Origin of the sequence: Blastococcus sp. CT_GayMR19, assembly GCF_004570385.1 — a bacterium.
Lineage (GTDB): Bacteria > Actinomycetota > Actinomycetes > Mycobacteriales > Geodermatophilaceae > Blastococcus_B.
Genome location: NZ_SPQL01000005.1, coordinates 68,565 through 92,638 on the forward strand (window position 1 = coordinate 68,565; position 24,074 = coordinate 92,638).

Genomic DNA, 24,074 nt, shown 5'->3' on the forward strand with positions numbered 1-24,074 from the left:
ACAGGCGGCGGTCGGTCGGAGGGGCTCGACCGGCCGGTGCCGGCGTCAGCAGAGCCGGTGCTCACCGGCCCTGACGTCGCCGGAGGCGTCGACGACCCGGCCGGCGCCGCAGTCCGGATGGCGCATCGCCTGGGCGGTGGGGAGCCCGGTGGCCAGGCCGCCGCCGAACAGGCCCAGCACGAGCACCAGGACGACGAGGCGCCGGCGGGGGGAGCCCATCTCGACCAGCGCGACGTCGGTCGTCGCCGTCCCCCGGATCTGCGCGGCCACGTCCGTGGGCAGTCGGTGCACGAACGGGAAGTCGCGGGAATCGGGCAGGGCGCTCACGTCTCTCCGGTGCCGGGGGCCGCAGGAAGCGGCCGCGTCGTCCAGCGGCACCGGGGGCGGGCACCGTGGGAACTCGACCGGAGGAGGCGAGGGCCGGCGGGCCGGATACACCAGAAGGATCGCGGCGCAGACTCGCGGTCGTGGACAGCTACACGCTCTACGTCGCGCTGCGCGCCGACCGGTGCCTGGACGACGCGGCGGTGGCCGCCGTCGGCGCACCGCTGCGGCCGGACGACGAGGACCTCTGCATCTGGCGGGACGCGGACGCCCCAGCGGTGCTCCGGGTGTCCGCCGACTGTCTCGCGGCCGACCTGGAGGCCGCCCTCGAACTCGGCCATGCCCTCGCCGCGGAGACGCAGGCGCTCGGCCCCGGGCTCGCGGTCGAGGAGGTCGTGGCCATGACCGACGACGAGCAGCTCGTGTGGCGGGCGCGGCCCTAGCGGGACCCGCGCGACGTCAGAGTTGGCCGCGCCCCTGGCGGAGCAGCATCATCCCGAGCGCGGCACCGTCCGGACCGAGCGCGGCGCGGAACCGGGCCAGCACCTGCTGCTCTCGGGAGAGGGACAGGCGGGTGCCGCCCGAGGCGGCGCGCAGCGCGCCGATCTCGCGGGAGATCGCCAGGCGGCGTTCCACCAGTTCGATGATCTCCGCGTCGCACGCGTCGATCTCGACGCGCAGGTGGCCGATCCGCTCCGCGGGGTCGGCGGCGGGCTCGGCGGCAGGGGCGGTGAGGGCGCTCATCGGGCTGTCCTTCGAAAGGCGGTGGTGGCCGTCCGAGCCCGGGAGAAAGAAAAAACGCCCCGGGGCTCTTCGGGCCCGGGGCGTCTGTTGCGGCGTGTGCTCAGCCAGCGGTGACGGACACCGGATCCCGGTGACCGTAGTAAAAGCTGACCGTGGCGAGCACGTCGGCGAGTGTGCCACAGGCGTCCGGGACGGCGCCACCGCCTCGTGTCGTCGGCGAGCCCCGCCGAGATCCGGCTGACGGCGGTGTCCCGGGCGGTCGAGACCGCCGTGAGGCGGATATCGATGCGCCGCGAGCGGGGTCCGTGAGGCGGCTGGGACGGGCGTTTCCCGGTACTCAGGGGCGTCACCCGTCCGGCTTACAGTGATGTGGTGAGTGCGCCGCAGGCTTCCGGTTCCCCAGCGGAGCTGCGTTCATGAACCCACCCAACGAGAACGCTCCGCAGGCGCTCCACGTTTCCGCGGGGGCCCCGTAATGAGCGTCCAGCACGCCCCGCCCGGTGCCCAGAACGCACTCCCGGGGACGGAGGCCCTCCAGCGGTCCGCGCCGGGTTCCGCGGGGCGCGAGCTCGACCGGATGCTCGCCGGACTGAACGGCCCGCAGCGCCAGGCCGTCGTCCACGAGGGCGGGCCGCTGCTCATCGTGGCGGGCGCCGGATCGGGCAAGACGCGGGTGCTGACCCACCGGATCTCCTACCTCCTCGGCGCCCGGCACACCCAGCCCGGGGAGATCCTGGCCATCACGTTCACCAACAAGGCCGCCGGCGAGATGAAGGAGCGGGTCGCGGCGCTGGTCGGGCCGCGGGCCCGGGCCATCTGGGTCTCGACGTTCCATTCGATGTGCGTCCGGATCCTGCGCGCGGAGGCGGCCAAGCTGGGCCTGAAGTCGTCGTTCACCATCTACGACCAGGGCGACTCGGTCCGGCTGATGACGATGGTGGCCCGCGACCTCGACCTCGACGCCAAGCGCTACCCCGGCCGGTCGCTCGCCGCTCAGGTGTCGAACCTCAAGAACGAGCTGGTCGACGAGGAGGGCTACGTCCCGCAGACGGCGCCGGAGAAGGTGCTGGCGGAGGCCTACAAGCTCTACCAGCAGCGGCTGCGCCAGGCGCACGCCATGGACTTCGACGACCTGATCATGAACACCGTGCACCTGCTGCAGGCGTTCCCCGACGTCGCCGAGCACTACCGCCGCCGCTTCCGGCACGTCCTCGTGGACGAGTACCAGGACACCAACCACGCCCAGTACATGCTGGTCCGCGAGCTGGTGGGGCCCGAGAACGGGTCGGTCCCGCAGGCCGAGCTGTGCGTCGTCGGCGACGCCGACCAGTCGATCTACGCCTTCCGCGGCGCGACGATCCGCAACATCGACGAGTTCGAGCGCGACTACCCGCACGCGACCACGATCGTGCTGGAGCAGAACTACCGCTCCACCCAGCGGATCCTCCGGGCGGCCAACACCGTCATCGCGAAGAACACCGGCCGCCGTCCGAAGAGCCTCTGGACCGACGCGGGTGACGGTGACCTCATCGAGGGCTACGTCGCCGACAACGAGCACGACGAGGCCGCCTGGGTCGCCGAGCAGATCGACGCCCTCGTCGACGAGGGCGTCGCCCAGCCGAAGGACATCGCGGTCTTCTACCGCACGAACAACGCCTCCCGTGTCTTCGAGGAGGTGTTCATCCGGGTCGGCATGCCCTACAAGGTCGTCGGCGGGGTGCGCTTCTACGAGCGCAAGGAGGTCCGCGACGCACTGGCCTACCTGAAGGTCGTCGCCAACCCGACCGACATCGTGAGCCTGCGCCGGGTCATCAACACCCCGAAGCGCGGCATCGGGGAGCGGGCCGAGGCCTGCATCGAGAACTTCGCCGACCGCGAGCGGATCCCGTTCGCCTCGGCGCTGCGCCGCTGCTCCGAGGTCGGCGAGCTGGCCACCCGCTCGCTGAAGAACATCCAGGAGTTCGTCGCGCTGCTCGAGGAGTTCGAGCAGCTGGTCGAGACCGGGTCGGGCCCGGCCGCGCTGCTGGAGAGCATCCTCGACCGCACCGGCTACCTGACCGAGCTGCAGGCCAGCACCGACCCGCAGGACGAGGGCCGGGTCGACAACCTCAACGAGCTCGTCTCGGTGGCCGCCGAGTTCGAGGCTGCCAGCCCCGGTGGGACCGTCACCGACTTCCTCGAGCAGGTGTCGCTGGTGGCCGACGCCGACCAGATCCCCGTCACCGGCGACGACGCGGGCGTCGTCACGATGATGACGCTGCACACGGCCAAGGGCCTGGAGTTCCCCGTCGTCTTCCTCACCGCTCTCGAGGACGGCGTCTTCCCGCACCTGCGCGCGCTCGGCGACCCACGGGAACTGGAGGAGGAGCGCCGGCTCGCGTACGTCGGCATCACCCGCGCGCAGAAGCGGCTCTTCCTCTCCCGCGCGCAGGTGCGCACGAGCTGGGGGCAGCCCGCCTACAACCCGCCGTCCCGCTTCCTCGACGAGCTGCCCGCCGACACCGTCCACTGGGCGCGGCTGGAGCCGGCTCCGGCGTCCATGGGGTACTCGTCGGCGCAGTCGCGGGTGGCAGCGACCGGGCTGTCGACCGGCGGCTTGCGCGGCGGTGCCGGCAACCGGGCCGTCATCTCCGTCGACGTCGGCGACCGGGTCAGCCACGACGCGTTCGGGCTGGGGACCGTGGTGGAGGTGACCGGGGCCGGCGACAAGGCCCAGGCCACCGTCGACTTCGGCTCCGGCGGCACCAAGCGCCTCGTCCTCCGCTACGCCCCGCTGGTCAAGCTGTAGAAGCTACGTTCGCGCGGGATTGCTCGCGTTGTTCGTGCATTGCGGCCGCTGCAGCGTCGGCAATGGTGGAGGAGCACCCGCAATGCCGGAGGGCGACGTCAGATGTGGACGCCGCGCTCGGCGAGCCATGCCTCCGGGTCGAGGGGGCGGCCGTCGATGTCGCCGCGGTGGATCTCGTAGTGCAGGTGCGGTCCGGTCGAGTAGCCCTCGTTGCCGACCTTCGCGATCTGGTCGCCGGCGTGCACGATCTGACCGGCCTCGACGTCGTAGTAGCGCATGTGCCCGTAGACGTGGACGTTCCCGTCGGCGTCCTGGATGTAGACCGCGTTGCCGAACCCGGAGGCGCGCCCGGCTTCGAGGACCACGCCGTCGGCCGCGGAGAGGATCGGCGTCCCCAGCGGCGCGGCGAGGTCCAGGCCGTAGTGCATCTGCCCCCACCGCATGCAGTAGCAGGTCGTCAGCCGGCCCTGCGTGGGCAGCACTGTCTTCGGCGCCCGGGCGGCCCGCGACGCGGCCAGTTCGCCCAGGCGGGCCTGGGCCTCGGCCTCGGTGATGCTGCGGCGGACGCCGGCGTCGTCGATCCCGCCGTTGAGGCTCGAGCCGGCCCCCAGGCCGTACTCGGAGGCGTCGCCGGACACCACGACGGGGGAGCCGAACAGGCTCGGCAGGCCGGCGAGCACCGCACCGGCGACGAGGGCCGCGAACCACATCGGGGCGCGTCGGCCGGGAGGGTGGGGAAGGCGCCGTCCGGAACGGACCGGGGAGGCGGAGGAGCCGGACGCGGCGGAGTCGGAGGAGGCGGAGTCGGACGCGGCGGAGTCGGAAGAGCCGGAGGAGCCGGAGCGCAAGCGCGGGAGGGGGAAGGAGCGGCGGCCGGTCCGAGCCGCCGGCTCGGGGGCGGCGTCGACGTCGGCGGGCGATGCGGGATCGCGCTCGGCCCCGGGCCGCTCGAGGACCTGGGGTGCACTGCTGCGAGACACGACGCACCTTCCCGGACGAGCGCTTCCCCGCCGCGCGCCGGTAGGCGGGCCGCCGGGGGAGCGGCGATCGACGGCCGGTAGATACCAGCGCCGTGATCGAACCGTAACGATGAGTCAGGGCGCGGCATAGCACCAAACAGCACGTGTCGCGATGTGTACAAGTCGTCACGGGCGGGACGGCGGAGCGACCGCGACCCTATGGAGGGCGCAGTAACGGTCAGGCGACGGCGGTCGAGTGCCGGCCGGAGCCCCGCACCCCGGCAAGCGTCGCCGCGACCTCGTCGACGACGCCTCCATGGCGGGGCAGCGACATGTGCCCGATCCCGCGGAAGAGCAGGTTCCGGGCCTGGAGGTCTGGATGGTCGCACCGGCCGGAGTTCGTCGGCACCACGACCTGGTCGAGATCGCTGTAGATCGCGGTCATCCGCGTGCTGCAGCCGGCCGCCGGCTGCTCCAGCTCGCGAAGGACGGGAGACCCCGGCCGCAGCTGGCGGACCAGCGGGGTGGGGAGCACGTGGGCGAGGACCGAGCCCCGGTGCGGCGTCCCGAGCGTCACCAGCGACTCGACCCGCCGGTCCCCGCCCTGTCGCTGCACGTGGTACCGGGCGATCAGACCGCCGAGGCTGTGGCCGACCACGTGCACGCGCTCGTGACCCGTCTGCTCGCAGATCTCCTCGATGCGGCGGCCCAGGTCGGCGGCCCCGCGGGCGACGTCGCTCAGCAGCGGGCTGTAGTTCCAGCTGCAGATCTGCGTGAACCCGCGCCGACGGAGGCCCCGCCGCATCACGGAGAACACCGACCGGTTGTCCACCAGGCCGTGCACCAGCATCACCGGGATGCGGGCGGCCAGCGGATCGGCGGCGAAGAGGGCGCGGACGGCGGGGGGCAGCTCGCCCGGCCGGATGCGCGGATCGGGGCGGAGCTCCTCGGTCCCCGTGCCGAACGGGTACAGCAGCAGATGCGCGCCCACCCAGGCCAGCTCGGTGATGCCGCCGGTCACCGTGGTGCGGGTGCAGAGGGCGCGCAGACCACCCCGTGGCGCTCCCTCGCCGACAGCGGCGATGTGCGACTCTGGGAGGGAGCCCGGGCCGGTGGATAGCCGCATGGTCGTTCCTCCCCGTCGTCACCCGTTGGCGGAGGCCGGGTGGAACCGTCCCGCCGGCGGCGGGTGTACCACGCGATGTGCTCCGTTAACCGGACGGTAATGCGTGTGTGTGGTGCCCGTCACATCGACGTGACCGGCGCCTGGCGGATCGACGCCGGTTCGTGACCGAACTCAGCCGAAGGGGGAACCGTGTCCCGCGACGCCCGCACCGGGCCCGCCCACGACCGCGCGGGCCGCGCCGAGGGGCGACGCTCGGGCGCCGCGTCCCGGAACAGCTCGGCCGGCGCCTCCCGCCCGCGCCCCAGAGTGGACCGGGGCCTGCCGTCCGCCCGTCGCCCGGGAGGATCCGCGACGTCGGCCACGCTCGCCGGCCCCCAGACCGACGGACTCGTGGTGGGCGCCGTCCCGCCGATCGCCCGGCTGGCCGGCGCGCTCCTGGTGCTGGCCGCCCTCGTCTCCGTCGCCGCGCTGTTCCCCACCTACCTCGTGGTGGCCGGCCGCCCGCTGTCGTCCGCGGCGGGGTTCGCCGGGGTGCTCGTGGCACTGGTCGTGCCGCTCGTGCACCTGCTGGTCGGGGGGTGGCTCGCCCGGGGCGCCGTCCCCAAGTTCGGCCTCGCCTACGCGGGCACCTCCGGGGCGCTCGCCGTGGGGCAGCTGCTCATCGAGATCTACCGGGGGCGCAGTTCGACCTCCCGCTCCGCCGTCGAGGTGCTGGCCGGCGAGCGGGTGCTGACCAGCAGCGTGGAGGTGGGCGCCGGCTGGGTCCTGGGCGTGGTGGCCCTCTCCCTCACCGTGCTCGCCGGCATCTGCGGTGCGGCCGCGTGGGGGCGGACCGTCATGGACGACGGCGGTCCGCTGGACGCGGTCCGCTCCGGCCTGGCGGGCGCGGCCGTGCTGCTGGGTGTGACGACCGTGCTGTGCCTGGCGCTGCCGGCCGCCGACGTCCCGGACCAGCTCGTCACCGACCCCACGACCGGCCTGCAGACCGTGGTCACCCGCGAGGGGCCTCAGGCGCTGCTGGAGCGACCCGGGATGGCCCTGCTCGGCGGCCTGCTGCTGGCGGGCGCCGTCGTCCTCTGCTCGGTGATCGCTCCCTCGCTGCGACCCCGTCTCGCCTCGGTCGGCGGGCTCCTGGCCGTCACGGTCACGGTCCTCGCCGCGGCGCTGACGGGCCTGCGCGACGCCGTCTCCTCCGACGATCTCGACTGGACGGTGCCGGGCGCCGGGCTGGTCCTCACCGGCCTCGGTTACGCCGTCCTGACCGTGCTCGCGTGGCGCCTGCGCCGCGGGCGGCCGGAACCGCCCCCGGACGCGCGGCTCTAAGCTGGCCGCCGTGGTGGACGAACGCATTCGGGTGGTCATCGGCAAGCCGGGCCTCGACGGGCACGACCGGGGTGCCAAGGTCGTCGCCCGCGCCCTTCGCGACGCCGGCATGGAGGTCGTCTACACCGGCCTGCACCAGACGCCGGAGCAGATCGTGGAGACCGTTGTCCAGGAGGACGCCGACGCGGTCGGCCTGTCCGTCCTCTCGGGCGCGCACATGACGCTGTTCAGCCGGCTCTCCGAGCTGCTCTCCGAACGGGGCATCGACGACGTGGTCGTCTTCGGCGGCGGGATCATCCCGGACGAGGACATCCCGGAGCTCCAGCGCCTGGGCGTCGCGAAGATCTTCACGCCGGGCGCGACGACGACGGACATCGTCGACTGGGTCCGCGAGCACGTCGGGGCCCCCGCCGGCACCTGACCGCGGCGCCCGGGGACACCGTCAGTGGACAGGTGTCGCTAAAGGCGGCCTATGGGACATCGGCGCGGTTGCCGGTCGAATGGGCATCCTGGGCCTAATCTGCGCGGCATGAGCGACAGCCAGTGGAGCGTGACCGCATGTCGAAGCGGACAGTGAGTGCCGCGGTCCTTGCGGTCGCGGCCGGCATTGGTCTCACTATTTGGCAATTCGACATTCAACCCGAGGGGGCAAGCGACCGAGGGGAAGCGCTTCTGATGGGCGATCAAATAATTGCGCGCATCGACGGGAAGACTGTGCGGGAGAAGGAGGTAATGTACGCCGTCGACACACCGCTCGACGTTGTCAGAGAGAAGGGTTGCGAAGACCAGGTCGCCCTCACGCACGACAAGTATCCGCTGACTGACAATATTCTCGCGCTGGAGGTCGATGGCGAACCCGTCTGCGTGCCGGAGCACGAAACCGTGGCCGTCGGCGACCTTCGGATAAAAGCCGAAGCGCTCATCGAGCACCGCGAAGCTCAAGGGGAGGCCTTAAGTTACCCGAATGGTGTGGCGATCGACTTTCGTCGGATCAGCTACTGGGTTGAGCCCAACTGGGTAGACAAGCTCCAGATCACATGTGGGGGTGTGCTCAGCGGGCTGGGTGCAGGGGTGTTGGGCACGTGGTTCTGGGAACGTCGTCGGCGACCAACCCCGTGAGCCGACGGCAGGCACGCGCAGTATCGACCTTGTCGGGCGTGTGGCTTGACGGCGCGAAACCAAGTGTCCCCTAGCTGTAGTGACCATGAGCGTTGTTGACGGCGCAGCGAGCTGATCCAAGGAAGAGACCTCCGGGCGAAGGTGTGGGTGCTGACGCCACGCCCGAGTGCCCGGAGGTCCCGTGTCCCACGCTAATGCCCGTCTGACCATCTATGGCCGCGCCGAGTTGGTCCGCCGGGTCGTCGATCTCGGCCGGCCGGTCGCCCATGTCGTGATCGAGCTCAATGTCTCCAGGGCCACCGGCTACAAGTGGCTGGCCCGCTGGCGGGCCGAGGGACCGACCGGCCTTCTCGACCGGCCCAGCCGAGCGCACCGGTTGCCGGGCAAGACGTCGGCCGCGCTCGAGGCCGAAGTGCTCGCGATGCGCAGCAGCCGCAAGCTGGGGCCGGCGCGGATCGGTCCGCTGCTCGGGCTGGCGCCCTCCACGGTGCACGCGGTGCTCCGCCGGCACGGCATGCACCGGCTGGCCTGGCTCGACCGGCCGACCGGGCAGCTGGTCCGACGCTATGAACGCGCCCGACCCGGCGAGCTGGTGCACGTCGACGTCAAGAAGCTCGGCGCCATCCGGCCCGGCGGCGGCTGGTGGGTTCACGGCCAGGGCTCCGCGGCGCAGATCCACGCGCGGACCGAGAACAGGGCCGGCCGCCGGGTCGGATACGACTACGTGCACTGCGCGATCGACGACCACACCCGGCTGGCCTACGCCGAGATCCACCCCGACGAGACCGCGGTCACCTGCGCCAACTTCCTCCGAGCCGCCGCCGCCTGGTTCACCGGTCAGGGGATCGGCCGGATCGAACGGGTGATGACCGACAACGCCAAGGCGTACCGGACCTCTCATGCCTGGCGAGAGGCCCTGGCCGACATCGGCGCCGAGTCCCGGTTCACCCGCCCCTACCGGCCACAGACCAATGGCAAGGCCGAGCGGTTCAACCGCACCCTCGCCGATGAATGGGCCTACATCCGGCCATTCCACAGCTCGGACGAACGAGCGGCTGACTTGCCCGACTGGCTGCACACCTACAACCATCACCGCAGCCACACCGCGCTCGGCGGACAGCCCCCGATCAGCCGGATCGTCGTCAGCAACGCTGCTGGTCACAACACCTAGCGGGCGGTGCGCTCAGGGACACCGGGCGACGGACAGCCCGGAACCGCGGCCCGGCTCGGCCTCCGCCCGGGATCGTCAGCTGCTGCGTCCGGCCGGGACCGATCACCGGGCTCACCTGGGGTCCTCGGCGTGGAGGTCGACGTTCATGCACGTGCAGGACAGCGGCAGGGAGCCCGATGGAGTGACGCATCCTGTGATGCGGCCCACCGTCCCCCGTGCGCTACAACGCCCGAGGGGGCGACGGGGAAACGGGCGGGCTACGGTGCCTGTTCGTGGATCTCTTCGAGTACCAGGCCCGTGACCTCTTGGCCTCGCACGGCGTGCCCGTGCTCCCCGGCGGCGTCGCCGAGACGCCCGAGGAGGCGGAAGCCATCGCGCGCGAGATCGCCCAGCCGGTCGTCGTGAAGGCGCAGGTGAAGGTGGGCGGCCGCGGCAAGGCCGGCGGCGTGAAGCTCGCCGACAACCCCGAGGACGCCCGGGCGCGCGCCCAGGACATCCTCGGCCTCGACATCAAGGGGCACATCACGCACCGCGTGATGGTGGCCCAGGCCAGCGACATCGCCGAGGAGTACTACTTCTCCTACCTGCTCGACCGCTCCAACCGCACCTTCCTGGCCATGGCCTCGGTCGCCGGCGGCATGGACATCGAGGAGGTCGCGGCCACCCGGCCCGACGAGCTGGCCAAGGTGCCGATCGACGCCACCGTCGGCGTCGACGAGGCCAAGGCCACCGAGATCGTCGACGCGGCGAACTTCCCGGCCGAGGTCCGTGACCAGGTCATCGCCATCGCCGTCCAGCTGTGGGAGGTGTTCTCGAAGGAGGACGCCACCCTGGTCGAGGTGAACCCCCTCGCCAAGGCGCCGGACGGCACGGTGCTCGCGCTCGACGCCAAGGTGACCCTCGACGGGAACGCCGAGTTCCGGCAGCCGGAGCACGCCGCGCTCGAGGACGCCGCCTCCGCCGACCCGCTCGAGGCCGCGGCCAAGGAGAAGGACCTCAACTACGTGAAGCTCGAGGGCGAGGTCGGGATCATCGGCAACGGCGCCGGCCTGGTCATGAGCACCCTGGACGTCGTGGCGTACGCCGGTGAGGAGTTCGGCGGGGTCAAGCCAGCCAACTTCCTCGACATCGGTGGCGGTGCCTCGGCGGAGGTGATGGGCAACGGCCTGCACATCATCCTGTCCGACCCCGCCGTGAAGAGCGTGTTCGTCAACGTCTTCGGCGGGATCACCTCCTGCGACGCCGTCGCCAACGGCATCGTGTCGGCTTTGCAGCACCTGGGCGACGAGGCGACCAAGCCGCTCGTCGTCCGTCTCGACGGCAACAACGTGGAGGAGGGCCGGCGGATCCTCGCCGAGGCCAACCACCCCCTGGTGACCGTGGTGGACACGATGGACGGCGCCGCGCGCCGGGCCGCCGAACTCGCCGCCGCCTGACCGCCCCGACTCCCGACAGGACCAGACAGATGTCGATCTTCCTCAACGAGAACAGCAAGGTCATCGTCCAGGGCATGACCGGCGCCGAGGGCAGCAAGCACACGCAGCGCATGCTCGCCTCGGGCACCGCCATCGTCGGCGGCGTCAACCCCCGCAAGGCCGGCACCCGGGTCGACTTCGACGGCGCCAGCGTGCCCGTCTTCGGTGGCGTCGCCGAGGCCATGAAGGAGACCGGCGCCGACGTCAGCGTCATCTTCGTGCCGCCGCCGTTCGCGAAGGCCGCCATGATCGAGGCCGTCGACGCCCAGATCGGGCTCGCCGTCGTCATCACGGAGGGCATCCCGGTGCACGACTCCACGTACGTGTGGGCGCACGCCCGGGGCAGCTCGACCCGGATGATCGGCCCGAACTGCCCCGGCCTCATCAGCCCCGGGCGCTCGAACGCCGGGATCATCCCGGCCAACATCACCCAGGCCGGGAAGATCGGGCTGGTCAGCAAGTCCGGCACGCTGACCTACCAGATGATGTACGAGCTCCGGGACATCGGTTTCTCCACCGCGGTCGGCATCGGCGGTGACCCGGTCGTCGGCACCACGCACATCGACTGCCTGCAGGCCTTCCAGGACGACCCGGAGACCGAGGCCATCGTGATGATCGGTGAGATCGGCGGCGACGCCGAGGAGCGGGCGGCCGACTACATCAAGGCCAACGTCACCAAGCCCGTCGTCGGCTACGTCGCCGGCTTCACCGCGCCCGAGGGCAAGACGATGGGCCACGCCGGTGCCATCGTCTCCGGTTCGGCGGGCACCGCCCAGGCCAAGCAGGAGGCCCTCGAGGCCGCCGGCGTGCGCGTCGGCAAGACCCCGTCGGAGACCGCCCGGCTCATGCGGGAGATCGTCGCCTCCTGACCGTCGCGCCTCCACCGCTGCCCGGCGACCTCCCCGCAGGTCGCCGGGCAGCGCTGCGTCGTGCGGGGCGGTGACCGGGGTCACCGGGCCTGTTCCCGGCTTTCGGCGACGCCCGGCGCGTACGCCGACCATCGGGCCCGCCGTCTTGCGAGAGTGGGACCGTGGTCTCCCTGCTCGCTCGCCTGCCCCGGCGGGGCCGGGACGGCGGCGGACCGGGCGCCCTGTCGCTGGGATGGCTGGCGATCGCCGCGATCCTGGCCGTCGACATCGCCGGCCTGGCCGGACTCGGGCTGGCGATCGTCGTCGTCCAGACCCTCGACCCGGCGGGCGGGCTGCCCTTCGGCGGGTCGACGGCCCTCGCCGGCCAGTTGTGGCTCCTGGCCCAGGGCGGTGAGCTCGAGCTGGGATCCGGCCCTCTCGTCCTCGCTCCGCTGCTGCTCACGCTGGGGATCGCGTGGGGGCTGTCGCGCGCGGGCCGGGGCGTCGCGCGCGCCCACGAGATCACCGGAGGCGCGGCGGCCGCGCGGGCCGTCGGCCTGCTCGTCGGGGCACATCTGCTGGTCAGCCTGCTGCTCGTCGCCGTCCTCGACGCCACGACCGGGGGGATCGGGCTGCTCCGGACGGCCGCGGGAGTGACCGTCCTCGCCCTGGCCTCCGTCGGATGGGGCGTGGCCCGGGAGTCGGGCCTCCTCGACGCGTTGCTGGACCGGCTGCCCGGTGCCGCGCGCCCGCTGTTGCGCGGGGTCCTGGCCGGACTGCTCGCCGCTTTGGCGCTGTGCACCGCCGTGGTGGCGGTCGCCCTCGTCTCCGACGCCCAGGGGTACGCCGCCCTGTCGGGCTCCCTCGGCGGCGCGGCCGCCGGCGCCGCCGGCCTCCTGGGGCTCGGGCTGCTGCTGCTGCCCAACGCCTCAGCCGCCGTGCTGGGCCTCGCGGCCGGCCCCGGGTTCCACGTCGGCACGGGCACCCTGGTGTCGGTGCACGGGGTGACGCTGGGCGCGGTTCCCGCCCTCCCGCTGCTGGCCGCGCTCCCCGACACCCAGGCCGTGCCGCTGATCGCCTTCGTCTCGCAGGCGGTGCCCGCCCTGGCCGGACTCGTCGCGGGCATCACGGTCGGCCGGTGGTTCACCGGCGGCGGTTCCGTCCTGGCGGCGCTGACGGGGATCCTGGCCGGGGTCCTGCTGGGGGTCGTCAGCGGCGCGCTCGTGTGGGTGGCCGGCGGCTCCCTGGGGGACGGCGCCCTCGCGCAGGTCGGTGCCCCCGCCGTCGCCACAGGGATCGCGGTCGCGGCGCAGAGCGGGCTCGCCGCCGCGCTCGCCGCCGCCGTCGCCCGCTGGCGTGCGCTGGGCTGAGATCCGAGCACCCGTCGGTACCGGAAGCCGCCCCGGCTAGGGTCGCGGCGTGCCCGCCCCTGCGCCGACCCCGCGGGCCCGGGTGGCCGTGTTGCTCTCGGGGACCGGTTCGCTGTGCGCGGCGCTCCTGGCCGCCACCGACGACCCGGCCTACCCCGCCGGGATCGTCGTCGTGGGCAGCGACCGGGACGCCGCGGGGCTGGAGAACGCCCGCCGCCGCGGCATCCCCACCTTCACCTGCGCGGTGTCCGAGCACCCCGACCGCGCCGCCTGGGACCGTGCCCTGGCGGACCGGCTCGGCGCCTTCGAGCCCGATCTCGTCGTCTCCGCCGGCTTCATGAAACTGGTCGGCCCGGCGGTGCTCGGCGCGTTCGGTGGCCGGCTGATCAACACCCACCCGGCCCTGCTGCCCGCCTTTCCGGGCGCGCACGCCGTCCGGGACGCGCTGGCCGCGGGGGTGCCCGTCACGGGGGCCTCGGTGCACGTCGTCGACGCCGGGATCGACACCGGCCCCGTGCTCGCCCAGCGCGAGGTGCCCGTCCTGCCCGGGGACGACGAGGCGGGGTTGCACGAGCGGATCAAGGCCGTGGAGCGCGAGCTCCTGGTGCAGACGGTGGCGGAGCTCGTCACCGCAACGACCGAGGGAGAGCCCCCGATGACCGACCGGACACCGATCCGCCGCGCCCTGCTGGGCGTCTACGACAAGGCCGGCATCGAGGACCTCGCCGCCGGGCTCGCCGCGGCGGGTGTGGAGCTGGTGAGCACGGGGGCCACCGCCCGCCGGATCGCCGACGCCGGCATCCCGGTGACGCCCGTGGAGCAGGTGACCGGTTTCCCGGAGTGCCTCGACGGCCGGGTCAAGACGCTGCACCCGGCGGTGCACGCGGGGATCCTCGCCGACCGTCGCAAGCCCGACCACGTGGCCCAGCTCGACGAGCTCGGCGTGGCCCCGTTCGACCTGGTCGTGGTCAACCTGTACCCGTTCACCGAGACGGTGGCCTCGGGCGCCGCGCCCGACGAGTGCGTCGAGCAGATCGACATCGGCGGGCCGGCGATGGTGCGGGCCGCCGCGAAGAACCACCCGTCGGTCGCCGTCGTCGTCGACCCGGCCCGCTACGGCGACGTCCTGGCGGCCGTGGCCGCCGGTGGCTTCACGCTGGCCGAGCGGCAGAAGCTGGCGGCCGCCGCGTTCCGGCACACCGCCACGTACGACATCGCGGTCGCCTCGTGGATGGGCAACGTGCTCGCGCCGGACGACGACAGCGGCTTCCCGGCGTGGGTGGGTGCCACCTGGGACCGCGCCGAGGTGCTCCGCTACGGCGAGAACCCGCATCAGGGCGCGGCCCTGTACCGCAGCTGGCAGCCGGGGCTCGCGCACGCCGAGCAGCTGCACGGCAAGGCGATGTCCTACAACAACTACGTCGACACCGACGCCGCCTGGCGGGCCGCGCACGACCACGACGACCCCTGCGTGGCGATCATCAAGCACGCCAACCCCTGCGGCATCGCCGTCGGCCCGGACATCGCCTCGGCCCACCGCAAGGCGCACGCCTGCGACCCCCTGTCGGCGTTCGGCGGCGTGATCGCGGCCAACCGCGAGGTCGACCTCACGATGGCCGAGCAGATCGCCGACGTCTTCACCGAGGTCGTCGTCGCACCGTCGTTCACCGACGACGCCGTCGAGGTGCTGACCGGGAAGAAGAACGTGCGGCTGCTCCGGCTGCCCCACCTGCCCGCCGCCGGGGCGGAACTGCGGCCGGTGGGTGGCGGGCTGCTGCTGCAGGTCAAGGACCTGCTGGACGCGCCCGGCGACGATCCCAGGACGTGGCGGCTGGCCTGCGGGGAGCCGCTGGACGCCGCCGGACTGGACGACCTGGTGTTCGCCTGGCGCGCGGTGCGTGCGGTGAAGAGCAACGCCATCCTGCTGGCCCACGACCGCGCCACCGTCGGCGTCGGCATGGGGCAGGTCAACCGGGTGGACTCCGCCCGGCTCGCCGTCGCGCGGGCGGGGGAGCGGGCGGCCGGTTCCGTGGCCGCCTCCGACGCGTTCTTCCCGTTCGCCGACGGCCTGCAGGTGCTGCTGGACGCCGGGGTGCGCGCCGTCGTCCAGCCGGGTGGGTCGGTGCGGGACGAGGAGGTCGTCGCGGCCGCGGCCGCCGCCGGGGTGCCGCTCTACCTCACCGGCACCCGGCACTTTGCTCACTGACGGCCGGGCGCATTGATCAGCTCGCGGCCGCATCTGGCTCCGCCCGGGAACGGCAGCGAGGTCGAGGGTCAGGACTTCGCCCGGGTCGACTGGTGGGGCGCGGAGCTGGAGGGGGTGACCTTCACCCGCTGCCGGTTCGACGACGCCGGGCTGGAGGAGCTGGTCACCCGGCGCTGCGTGTTCGACCACTGCGTGCTGACCGGGGTGCGGATGGGCGGCGCGCGGCATCTGGGGACGGCGTTCCTCTCCTGCCGGTTCGACCGCGCGAAGCTCTTCGACGCGGTGTGGGAGGGCTGCAAGCTGACCGGCTCGCACTTCCCGGGCGCTCAGCTGCGCCCGATGACCTCCACCGGGTGCGACTGGAGCTACACCTCCCTCCGCGCCGCCGACCTGTCCGGGCTGGACCTCTCCGGCCAGCGGTTCCGCGAGGCGGACTTCACCGATGCCGACCTGCGCGAGTGCGACCTGACCGGAGCAGACCTCGACCGCGCCCGGCTGCAGGGCACGAAGCTCCGGGGCGCGGACCTGCGCGGCGCGTCCATGGACGGGGTGAACTGGCGGGCCTTCGAGGTGACGGGCGTCCGGCTCGACCTGGTGCAGACGGTGCAGCTCGCCCGGGCCCACGGCGCGCTGGTGGCGGACTGACGAGGGACCGGGCGATGTCGTGAGGAGCGGGGCCCGGAGGGTTCCGCGAGGGAACGACGACAGGGCTCGGCTGAGGCCGGGGAAGGCTTCTGGCCGCGGTGCGGCCCGGAGGGGCGCCCTGTCGTGGTCTCGACGACGACGTTCGTCAGGTTGATCGATACGGGGTCGGCGACGTCCCGCGACCAGAATCCCCGGACGAAGCCGGGCAGCTCCCGCACACCCGCGGCGATGCCGTCGAGCGCGCCCTGTCGGCCGGACAGGGACGGCTCGAGGATCCACGGGTCCCGCGACCGCGTGAATCAGTGGCTGGTCTCGTGCACCGGGCGGGAGAGGAGCGCCTTGAGACTGCCGAGCAGGCCGAGGACGGCGACGGCGATCGCGAACCAGAAGCCGATCGAGAAGAACCCCAGATCCCAGCCGGCGACCGCCAGCGGCACGAGCACGGCCACGGTCACGAGGAGAGCGACCACCAGCGCGAGCAGGCCGACGAGGCGATGGCCGCGCGCCGGAACGAGCAGCAGCAGGCCGAGCAGGAACAGGACACCGCCGCCGAGCACGATCGTCAGCGGCTGCACGTAGCCGGTGCCCATCACCTCGCTGACGCCGTCGCCCAGCGACGCGAAGCCGTCCTTCACGAGGGTGAGGCCGGTGACGCCCTCGCCCGCGAGCCACGGGAGCAGCAGGCTGAACCCGCTGGCGATCCCGGCCAGGAGCAGGAGCAGGGCGGCCACCGGATCCTGGCGGCGCGCCGGGGCCGGACCAGGGGAGTGGTCCGGCCCTGCTGTCATTGGCGACGAGGCGCCGTAGGCGGTGGCCCCGGCGGCCGCCGGACGCTCGGCCGGCGCCGACGGCACCTGCTCGCGGTCGCTCATGTGCGTTGCCTCCGGCGGTCGGCGGGGCGGGGGGCCCGTTGCCGAGAGCCTAGGGCGGCGCCGCCGGTCGCGTGACCTCTCGGGCAGACTGTCCGACGTGCCCGCGACGATCCTCGACGGCAAGGCGACCGCTGCCGCGATCCGTGCCGAACTCACCGACCGGGTGGCGGCGCTCTCCGCCGCCGGGCACCGACCGGGCCTCGGCACGCTGCTCGTCGGCGATGATCCGGGCAGCCGCTGGTACGTGGGTGCGAAACACTCCGACTGCGCGCAGGTCGGCATCGCCAGCATCCAGCGGGAGCTGCCCGCCTCGGCGAGCCAGGCCGACGTCCTCGCCGTGGTGGCCGAGCTCAACGCCGACCCCGCGTGCACCGGTTACATCGTCCAGCTGCCGCTGCCGCGCCAGCTCGACGAGTACGCCGTCCTCGAGGCCATGGACCCGGCCAAGGACGCCGACGGGCTGCACCCGACGAACCTCGGCCGCCTCGTGCTCAACGTCCCCGGCCCGCTGCCGTGCACGCCCGTGGGCATCGTCGAGCTGCTCCGGCGCTACGAGGTGCCGATCGCCGGCGCCGAGGTCGTCGTCGTCGGCCGGGGGATCACCGTGGGCCGGCCGCTCGGCCTCCTGCTCACCCGGCGCTCGGAGAACGCGACCGTGACCCTGTGCCACACCGGCACCCGCGACCTGGCCGCGCACCTGCGGACCGCCGACGTCGTGGTCGCAGCCGCCGGCGTTCCCGGGCTGATCACCGGCGCCATGCTCAAGCCGGGCGCCGCCGTCCTCGACGTGGGCGTCAGCCGCGTGGACGGGAAGATCGCCGGGGACGTCGCCGCCGACGTCCTGGACGTCGCCGGCCACGTCGCGCCGAACCCGGGCGGGGTGGGCCCGATGACCCGGGCGATGCTGCTGCAGAACGTCGTGCTGGCGGCCGAGCAGGCTGCGGCGCTCGAAGCGCTGTCCGCCTGACCATGGCCCGGCCGCCGCTCTACATCCGCCGCCCCTTCCTCGCGGGCCTGCTCCGGCAGCTGCCGTTGCTCGTCGTCCTGCTGGTCGTCGGGGTGGGACTGCTGCTGGTCGCCCTCCAGCACTGGCGCATGGGCCTCGTGGTGATGGGGCTGGCCCTCGTCGGAGCCGGGCTGCTGCGGCTGTTCCTCCCCGTCCGCCGCGCGGGCTTCCTCGCCGTCCGCAGCCGGCCGGTGGACGTCGTCCTGCTCGCCGGCACCGGTCTGGCGCTCACGGTCATCGCCCGCACCATCCCCGCCGGCTGACCTCTGGTTCCCCACCGGAGGTGTGATGGGGAACCCGACCGCCTGCGCCGGGCGGACCCGCTCGGGCGGCCCGGCGCGCCCGGGGATAAGTTGGCGGCCATGGCAGAGAAGTCCCGGAAGGGCAAGGTCACCGTCGTCGGAGCCGGATTCTACGGCTCCACCACCGCTCTCCGACTCGCCGAGTACGACGTCTTCGAGACCGTCGTGCTCACCGACATCGTCGAGGGCAAGCCCGAGGGCCTGGCCCTCGACATGAACCAGTCGCGGCCGATCGAGGGCTTCGAGACCAAGGTCGTCGGTGTCGGCGGCGGGTCGTACGAAGGCACGGAGAACTCGGACGTCGTCGTCATCACGGCCGGTCTCCCGCGCAAGCCCGGCATGAGCCGCATGGACCTCATCGAGACCAACGCGAAGATCGTGCGCTCGGTCGCGGAGAACGTCGCCGCCACGTCGCCCGACGCGGTCGTCATCGTCGTCTCCAACCCGCTCGACGAGATGACGGCGCTGGCGCAGCTGGCTACCGGCTTCCCGAAGAACCGGGTCATGGGCCAGGCCGGCATGCTCGACACCGCGCGCTTCAGCAACAACGTCGCCGAGGAGCTCGGCGTCCCGGTCGGCTCGGTGCAGACCCTGACGCTGGGGTCGCACGGCGACACAATGGTCCCGGTGCCGTCGCGCTGCACCGTCGACGGCAAGCCGCTGTCCGACGTGCTCGCGCAGGACCGCATCGACCACCTCGTCGACCGCACCCGCAACGGCGGGGCCGAGGTCGTGGCGCTGCTCAAGACCGGCTCGGCGTACTACGCGCCGTCGGCCGCGGCCGCCCGCATGGCCCGCGCCGTGATGGAGGACTCCGGCGCCGTCATGCCGGTCTGCGCCTGGGTGGACGGCGAGTACGGCATCAACGGGGTCTACCTGGGCGTCGAGGCCGAGATCGGCCGCGAGGGCGTCAAGAAGGTCGTCGAGGGCGACCTGTCCGAGAGCGAGCTGGCCGGCCTGCGCGAGGCGGCCGAGGCCGTGCGCGCCAAGCAGGCCGACGTAGCCGACCTCTGATCCGCTGGCTGTAGAGAGGACTTCACTGACGTGAGCGAGCTTGCGAGCGAACCGATGAGCACAGCAGCACCGCGAACGCGGCCGACGAGCGCCAGCGAGGAGAGCAAGTGAGCAAGATCAAGGTCGAGGGCACCGTCGTCGAGCTCGACGGCGACGAGATGACCCGGATCATCTGGCAGTTCATCAAGGACCAGTTGATCCTCCCGTACCTCGACGTCAACCTCGAGTACTACGACCTGGGCATCGAGCACCGGGACGCCACCGACGACCAGGTGACGGTCGACGCCGCCAACGCCATCAAGCAGCACGGCGTCGGCGTCAAGTGCGCCACGATCACGCCGGACGAGGCGCGGGTCGAGGAGTTCGGCCTGAAGAAGATGTGGCGCTCGCCCAACGGGACGATCCGCAACATCCTCGGCGGCGTCATCTTCCGCGAGCCGATCATCATGCAGAACGTGCCGCGGCTCGTGCCGGGCTGGACGAAGCCGATCATCGTCGGCCGCCACGCCTTCGGTGACCAGTACCGCGCGACCGACTTCCGGTTCCCCTCCGCGGGCACCCTGACGGTGACGTTCACGCCGTCCGACGGCTCCGAGCCGATCGAGCACGAGGTCTTCCAGGCGCCCGGTGCCGGCATCTCGCTGTCCATGTACAACCTGGACCAGTCGATCCGCGACTTCGCCCAGGCGTCGCTGAACTACGGCCTGGACCGCGGCTACCCGGTCTACCTGTCCACGAAGAACACGATCCTCAAGGCCTACGACGGCCGCTTCAAGGACATCTTCGAAGAGGTCTTCGAGGCCGAGTTCAAGGACAAGTTCGACGCGGCCGGCATCACCTACGAGCACCGGCTGATCGACGACATGGTCGCCGCCTCGCTCAAGTGGGAGGGCGGCTACGTCTGGGCATGCAAGAACTACGACGGTGACGTGCAGTCCGACACCGTTGCGCAGGGGTTCGGCTCGCTGGGCCTGATGACGTCGGTGCTCGCGACCCCGGACGGCAAGACCGTCGAGGCCGAGGCCGCCCACGGCACGGTCACCCGCCACTTCCGGCAGCACCAGCAGGGCAAGGAGACGTCGACCAACCCGATCGCGTCGATCTTCGCCTGGACGCGGGGCCTGGCCCACCGCGGCAAGCTCGACGGCACCCCCGAGGTGACGAAGTTCGCCGAGACCCTCGAGAAGGTCTGCATCGACACCGTCGAGGGCGGTCAGATGACCAAGGACCTCGCGCTGCTCATCTCCAAGGACAGTCCGTGGCTCACCACCCAGGACTTCCTGGCGGCCATCGACACCAACCTCCAGAAGGCCATGGCCTGACGCACCCAGCGCCGCATGACGGCCCCCTCGCCTACGGGTGAGGGGGCCGCTCGCGTTCGTGGCCGGGTGCCGACTCGGCCACGTTCGGGGAACAAGGCCCCCGGCAGGCCGGGTGGGGGCCATGTTCGCCGAAGTCGGTGCCTGTGGACGGCGGGAGCGCGCACAGCCCCTCGCTCGGCACGCTCCGGTGGTGTCCACGGCTCACCGACCCGACGCCCTCCGAGGCGCCGTCTTCCGCAAGCGTGACGTCGTGGAGGCGGGCCTGCTGACGGCCGACGCCCTGCGCAGCAGAGCCTGGCGCCGTCTGTACCGCGGCGTCTACGCGGATGCCGACCTGCCGGAATCATTCGGCCTCCGGATCCGGGGAGCCGGCCTCCTGATGCCGCCGGCCGGCGTGTTCAGCGGAAGGACGGCGGTCTATCTCCACGGGGCGACGGAGCTGGTCGAAGACCGGACGCCGGTGGAGGTCTCGGTGCCGCCAGGAGTCCGCTTCGGTCCTGTCGCGGGACTGCGGATCCGGCAGGTGGCGCTGCCGTCCGCAGACGTCGTCGCTGTCATGCGCACGCTGCGGGCCACCTCGACGCTGCGGACCGCGCTGGACATCGCCCGCGTCGAGCCACTGCTCGACGCCGTCCCGGTGCTGGACGTGCTGCTCGCTCGTGCCGTCGTGGGCCGGAGCGAGCTTCGGGACGCCGTCGGGGGGCTTGGCGCGGCACGCGGCGCACGACGGGCGCAGCAGGCTGTCGCACTGGCCGACCCCCGAGCGGAGTCGCAGCCGGAATCTCGACTACGCGTAGTGCTGGCGCTGGCCGGGCTCTCGCCCATCCCGCAGTTCGTGGTGCGCGGCGCGACCGGCGGCTTCGTCGCGCGGGTGGATCTCGCGTTCCCGGACCACCGGGTGGCCGTCGAGTACGACGGTGCGTGGCACGCGGAGCCCGGTCAGTTCGCGAAGGACCGGCGTCGGCTCAACGCCCTGGTCGCCGTCGGGTGGACGGTCCTGCACGTCACCGCCGCCGACCTGCGTGACCCGGGCGCGTTGATCGCCCGCATCCGAGCTCTGCTCGCCGCGCCCAACTTCGGGGGAGTCGGGCTCTGAAGCGCCGATCTGCGCCCGACTTCCCCGAAGTCAGCGGGCGGAGGCCTCAGTTGCCGAAGAGCTGGGTCCACCAGGGGCCGGCCGGGCCCTCGGCGACGCCCACCCCGAGCGCGCGCAGGCCGCAGTCGAGGATGTTCGCCCGGTGTCCGGTGCTGTTCATCCAGGCGGCCATCACGGCCGCCGGGTCCGGCTCCCCGTAGGCGATGTTCTCCGCCCGCGCGTTGGTCTGGGCGGCCGCTTCCGCGCGCTCGAACGGATCGAGGCCGTCGGGGTTCACGTGGTCGAAGAAGGCCCGGTCGCGCATGTCGGCGCTGTGCGCCCGGGCGACCGTCGCCAGCCCTTCGTCGTGGATCAGCGGGGCGCAGCCGACGTCGGCGCGAGCCGTATTGACCAGGGCCAGCACCTCCGCCTCGGTGTCGGCTGCGGAGGCGCCGGCCGAGGCGGCCATCGGAGCCGGGGCAGCGCTCGCGGGCGCGTCCGGGGCGGCGGCGGACGCGACCGGCACCTCGGCCGGGGCGGCGTCGGCCGGCTCGGTCGCGGGCGGCACGGCGGACGCCGACGACGGCGTGGGGACGCCGTCGCGACCCATGACGACCGCCGAGGAGTCGCCGGCGTACCGGGCGGCAGCGGACGACGAGGAGTCCAGCTGCGGCGACGTCGGGGATCCCGACGACACCACGGGGATCGCGAGGACGAACCCCGTCACCATGGTGCTGAGCGCCGTGCCCAGGGCGAGGCGGCCACCGTGCCGGCCGGCGGAGCGACGGCCGCGGTGGACGCCACGGCTCAGCGCGCCGGACAGCCGGGCGGAGAGCGGGGGAGCCGCAGGGCGATGGTGCACGGGACAACCTCACGTGAGCGTCGATCTCAAATTGTTACCGATCGAGACTAACCGTGCGTGCTCCGTCACGATCAGTCAAGGGGGTGAACGTCACAATGTCCGGCCGCCCTGCTCCGCCGGCGCGCGACCAGGCACCATGGACCACGTCCGTTCCGCCCGAACACCCCGAGGAGCACGCCGCCGGTGAGCGATGTCTGGCTCAGCATCGTCATGGTCATCGCCTTCGTGCTGATCGGCGGCGTCTTCTCCGGCGCCGAGATCGCCCTGGTGTCCCTCCGCGAGTCCCAGGTCCGCGGGATGGCCGAGAGCGGCGGACGGCGGGGCAAGGCGGTCCAGCGGCTGCTGAGCGACCCCAACCGCTTCCTGGCCGCCGTCCAGGTCGGCGTCACGCTGGCCGGGTTCTTCTCGGCGGCCTTCGGTGCCAGCACCCTGTCGCGTCCGCTGGCCGGGTGGCTCGAGGGCAGGGGCCTGTCCACGGGTCTCTCCGGCACCGTGGCGCTCGTGCTCGTGACGATCGCGATCAGCTACCTGTCCCTGGTGGCCGGCGAGCTGACGCCCAAGCGGCTGGCGCTGCAGCGCGCCGAGGGCTTCTCGCTCCTCGTCGCGGCACCGCTCAACACGATCGCGACGCTGTCGCGTCCGGTCATCTGGCTCCTCTCGAAGTCGACCGACGTGCTCGTCCGGCTCCTCGGCGGCGATCCCAAGATGAGCGGCGAGTCGATCAGCCAGGAGGAGCTCCGCGACCTGGTGGCGGCGCACGAGTCGCTGAGCAGTGACGAGCGGCGGCTCATCGACGAGGTCTTCCGCGCCGGCGAGCGCGAGGTGCGGGAGGTCATGACGCCCCGCACGGAGGTCGCCTTCCTGGACGCGTCGACGACGGCCAGCCGGGCGGCCAAGCAGGTCGCCGACTCCAACTGGTCGCGCTTCCCGGTCGTCGGCCGGGACGAGGACGACGTCGTGGGGTTCGTGCACGTCCGCGACCTGTTCCTGCCCAACCATCCGGCGGGCCGCGCCGCGACCGTCGGTGACCTCTCGCGCGAGGTGAAGCGCCTGCCCGGGACGGCGCGGGTGCTGAGCGCCCTCTCCGAGATGCGCCGGGGCAGTCAGCACCTCGCGATCGTCGTCGACGAGTACGGCGGCACCGACGGCATCGTCACCCTCGAGGACCTGATCGAGGAGGTCATCGGGGAGATCTACGACGAGTACGACGAGGAGGTCGAGGCCGAGGGCAAGCAGGCACCCGACGGGCCGCGCGAGGTCGACGGGCTGCTGAACCTCGACGACTTCACCGAGGCGACCGGCCTGGAGCTGCCCGAGGGGCCCTACGAGACGGTCGCCGGGTACGTGCTCGCCGAACTCGGCCGGCTGCCTGAGGCGGGTGACGCGATCGAGGTGCAGGGCCGCCGGGTCACCGTGCTGGAGCTCGACGGCCGGCGGATCGCCCGCCTGCGGGTCGACCCGCCCCCGGCCGCCGACCACGACGGCGAGGACGCCGGCACCGAGGTGACCACTCCGAGCTGACG

23 protein-coding genes are annotated in these 24,074 nt (G+C 72.7%); 17 read left to right on the forward strand and 6 right to left on the reverse strand.

Annotation, left to right across the window (positions count from 1 at the left end; genetic code table 11):
• Positions 1 to 45: 45 nt before the first annotated feature.
• Positions 46 to 327 carry a hypothetical protein gene (locus E4P39_RS09020; protein ID WP_135136071.1) on the reverse strand — a complete coding sequence of 94 codons (282 nt, stop codon included), beginning with the start codon at positions 325 to 327 and terminating at the stop codon, positions 46 to 48.
• Positions 328 to 467: 140 nt separating this feature from the next.
• On the opposite strand from E4P39_RS09020, the gene E4P39_RS09025 reads away from it, so the two are divergent.
• On the forward strand, positions 468 to 767 hold the full coding sequence (locus tag E4P39_RS09025) for a hypothetical protein (protein ID WP_135136072.1): 300 nt from the start codon (positions 468 to 470) through the stop codon (positions 765 to 767).
• 16 nt (positions 768 to 783) lie between these two features.
• Here the strand turns inward: E4P39_RS09025 and E4P39_RS09030 are convergent, their stop codons facing one another.
• The gene (locus E4P39_RS09030; protein ID WP_135136074.1) at positions 784 to 1,068 is read right to left on the reverse strand and encodes a chorismate mutase; all 285 of its coding nucleotides are present in this window, start codon (positions 1,066 to 1,068) and stop codon (positions 784 to 786) included.
• Positions 1,069 to 1,543: 475 nt separating this feature from the next.
• Between E4P39_RS09030 and pcrA the strand changes: the two genes are divergently transcribed.
• Positions 1,544 to 3,856 carry a DNA helicase PcrA gene (pcrA, locus tag E4P39_RS09035; protein WP_135136076.1) on the forward strand — a complete coding sequence of 771 codons (2,313 nt, stop codon included), beginning with the start codon at positions 1,544 to 1,546 and terminating at the stop codon, positions 3,854 to 3,856.
• Between the two features lie 98 nt (positions 3,857 to 3,954).
• On the opposite strand, the gene E4P39_RS09040 is transcribed toward pcrA, so the two are convergent.
• Both E4P39_RS09040 and E4P39_RS09045 read right to left on the reverse strand, forming a co-directional pair.
• Positions 3,955 to 4,566 (reverse strand): M23 family metallopeptidase, encoded by a 612-nt coding sequence (locus E4P39_RS09040; RefSeq protein WP_135136077.1) that lies wholly within the window; start codon positions 4,564 to 4,566, stop codon positions 3,955 to 3,957.
• Between the two features lie 487 nt (positions 4,567 to 5,053).
• On the reverse strand, positions 5,054 to 5,941 hold the full coding sequence (locus E4P39_RS09045) for an alpha/beta fold hydrolase (protein ID WP_135136079.1): 888 nt from the start codon (positions 5,939 to 5,941) through the stop codon (positions 5,054 to 5,056).
• Positions 5,942 to 6,130: 189 nt separating this feature from the next.
• Here E4P39_RS09045 and E4P39_RS09050 point away from each other — a divergent pair, with 189 nt between their 5' ends.
• From E4P39_RS09050 to E4P39_RS09090, 9 genes are all read left to right on the forward strand, one after another.
• Positions 6,131 to 7,264 (forward strand): hypothetical protein, encoded by a 1,134-nt coding sequence (locus tag E4P39_RS09050; protein ID WP_245159723.1) that lies wholly within the window; start codon positions 6,131 to 6,133, stop codon positions 7,262 to 7,264.
• Between the two features lie 13 nt (positions 7,265 to 7,277).
• Entirely contained in the window at positions 7,278 to 7,685 is a 408-nt protein-coding gene (locus tag E4P39_RS09055; protein ID WP_135136080.1) for a cobalamin B12-binding domain-containing protein, read from the forward strand.
• A gap of 137 nt (positions 7,686 to 7,822) precedes the next feature.
• Positions 7,823 to 8,383, forward strand: a complete 561-nt coding sequence (locus E4P39_RS09060) for a hypothetical protein (protein ID WP_135136082.1) — start codon at positions 7,823 to 7,825, stop codon at positions 8,381 to 8,383.
• A gap of 181 nt (positions 8,384 to 8,564) precedes the next feature.
• Positions 8,565 to 9,554, forward strand: coding sequence for an IS481 family transposase (locus tag E4P39_RS09065; RefSeq protein WP_135136083.1), 990 nt, complete (start codon positions 8,565 to 8,567; stop codon positions 9,552 to 9,554).
• Positions 9,555 to 9,826: 272 nt separating this feature from the next.
• Positions 9,827 to 10,990, forward strand: a complete 1,164-nt coding sequence (gene sucC, locus E4P39_RS09070) for an ADP-forming succinate--CoA ligase subunit beta (protein WP_135136085.1) — start codon at positions 9,827 to 9,829, stop codon at positions 10,988 to 10,990.
• Positions 10,991 to 11,019: 29 nt separating this feature from the next.
• Positions 11,020 to 11,898, forward strand: a complete 879-nt coding sequence (sucD, locus tag E4P39_RS09075) for a succinate--CoA ligase subunit alpha (protein ID WP_135136087.1) — start codon at positions 11,020 to 11,022, stop codon at positions 11,896 to 11,898.
• A 161-nt stretch (positions 11,899 to 12,059) separates the two neighbouring features.
• Positions 12,060 to 13,247, forward strand: coding sequence for a DUF6350 family protein (locus tag E4P39_RS09080; protein ID WP_135136089.1), 1,188 nt, complete (start codon positions 12,060 to 12,062; stop codon positions 13,245 to 13,247).
• A gap of 49 nt (positions 13,248 to 13,296) precedes the next feature.
• Positions 13,297 to 15,453 (forward strand): bifunctional phosphoribosylaminoimidazolecarboxamide formyltransferase/IMP cyclohydrolase, encoded by a 2,157-nt coding sequence (purH, locus tag E4P39_RS09085; RefSeq protein WP_135136091.1) that lies wholly within the window; start codon positions 13,297 to 13,299, stop codon positions 15,451 to 15,453.
• A 12-nt stretch (positions 15,454 to 15,465) separates the two neighbouring features.
• Entirely contained in the window at positions 15,466 to 16,098 is a 633-nt protein-coding gene (locus E4P39_RS09090) for a pentapeptide repeat-containing protein (protein ID WP_135136092.1), read from the forward strand.
• 299 nt (positions 16,099 to 16,397) lie between these two features.
• Here the strand turns inward: E4P39_RS09090 and E4P39_RS09095 are convergent, their stop codons facing one another.
• Complete coding sequence (locus E4P39_RS09095) at positions 16,398 to 16,970, reverse strand: hypothetical protein (protein ID WP_135136094.1); 573 nt, start codon at positions 16,968 to 16,970, stop codon at positions 16,398 to 16,400.
• Positions 16,971 to 17,067: 97 nt separating this feature from the next.
• Here E4P39_RS09095 and E4P39_RS09100 point away from each other — a divergent pair, with 97 nt between their 5' ends.
• The 5 genes from E4P39_RS09100 (at position 17,068) to E4P39_RS09120 (ending at position 21,710) form a co-directional block, all read left to right on the forward strand.
• Positions 17,068 to 17,937, forward strand: coding sequence for a bifunctional methylenetetrahydrofolate dehydrogenase/methenyltetrahydrofolate cyclohydrolase (locus E4P39_RS09100; RefSeq protein ID WP_135136096.1), 870 nt, complete (start codon positions 17,068 to 17,070; stop codon positions 17,935 to 17,937).
• A gap of 2 nt (positions 17,938 to 17,939) precedes the next feature.
• Positions 17,940 to 18,239 carry a DUF3017 domain-containing protein gene (locus tag E4P39_RS09105; RefSeq protein WP_135136097.1) on the forward strand — a complete coding sequence of 100 codons (300 nt, stop codon included), beginning with the start codon at positions 17,940 to 17,942 and terminating at the stop codon, positions 18,237 to 18,239.
• Between the two features lie 99 nt (positions 18,240 to 18,338).
• The gene (gene mdh / locus E4P39_RS09110) at positions 18,339 to 19,292 is read left to right on the forward strand and encodes a malate dehydrogenase (RefSeq protein ID WP_135136099.1); all 954 of its coding nucleotides are present in this window, start codon (positions 18,339 to 18,341) and stop codon (positions 19,290 to 19,292) included.
• Positions 19,293 to 19,399: 107 nt separating this feature from the next.
• Complete coding sequence (locus tag E4P39_RS09115) at positions 19,400 to 20,614, forward strand: NADP-dependent isocitrate dehydrogenase (protein WP_135136101.1); 1,215 nt, start codon at positions 19,400 to 19,402, stop codon at positions 20,612 to 20,614.
• A gap of 190 nt (positions 20,615 to 20,804) precedes the next feature.
• Positions 20,805 to 21,710, forward strand: coding sequence for a DUF559 domain-containing protein (locus tag E4P39_RS09120; RefSeq protein WP_135136103.1), 906 nt, complete (start codon positions 20,805 to 20,807; stop codon positions 21,708 to 21,710).
• A 46-nt stretch (positions 21,711 to 21,756) separates the two neighbouring features.
• Here the strand turns inward: E4P39_RS09120 and E4P39_RS22870 are convergent, their stop codons facing one another.
• Positions 21,757 to 22,551 carry a CAP domain-containing protein gene (locus tag E4P39_RS22870; RefSeq protein ID WP_245159724.1) on the reverse strand — a complete coding sequence of 265 codons (795 nt, stop codon included), beginning with the start codon at positions 22,549 to 22,551 and terminating at the stop codon, positions 21,757 to 21,759.
• Between the two features lie 183 nt (positions 22,552 to 22,734).
• On the opposite strand from E4P39_RS22870, the gene E4P39_RS09135 reads away from it, so the two are divergent.
• The gene (locus E4P39_RS09135) at positions 22,735 to 24,072 is read left to right on the forward strand and encodes a hemolysin family protein (protein WP_135136105.1); all 1,338 of its coding nucleotides are present in this window, start codon (positions 22,735 to 22,737) and stop codon (positions 24,070 to 24,072) included.
• Positions 24,073 to 24,074 lie beyond the last annotated feature (2 nt).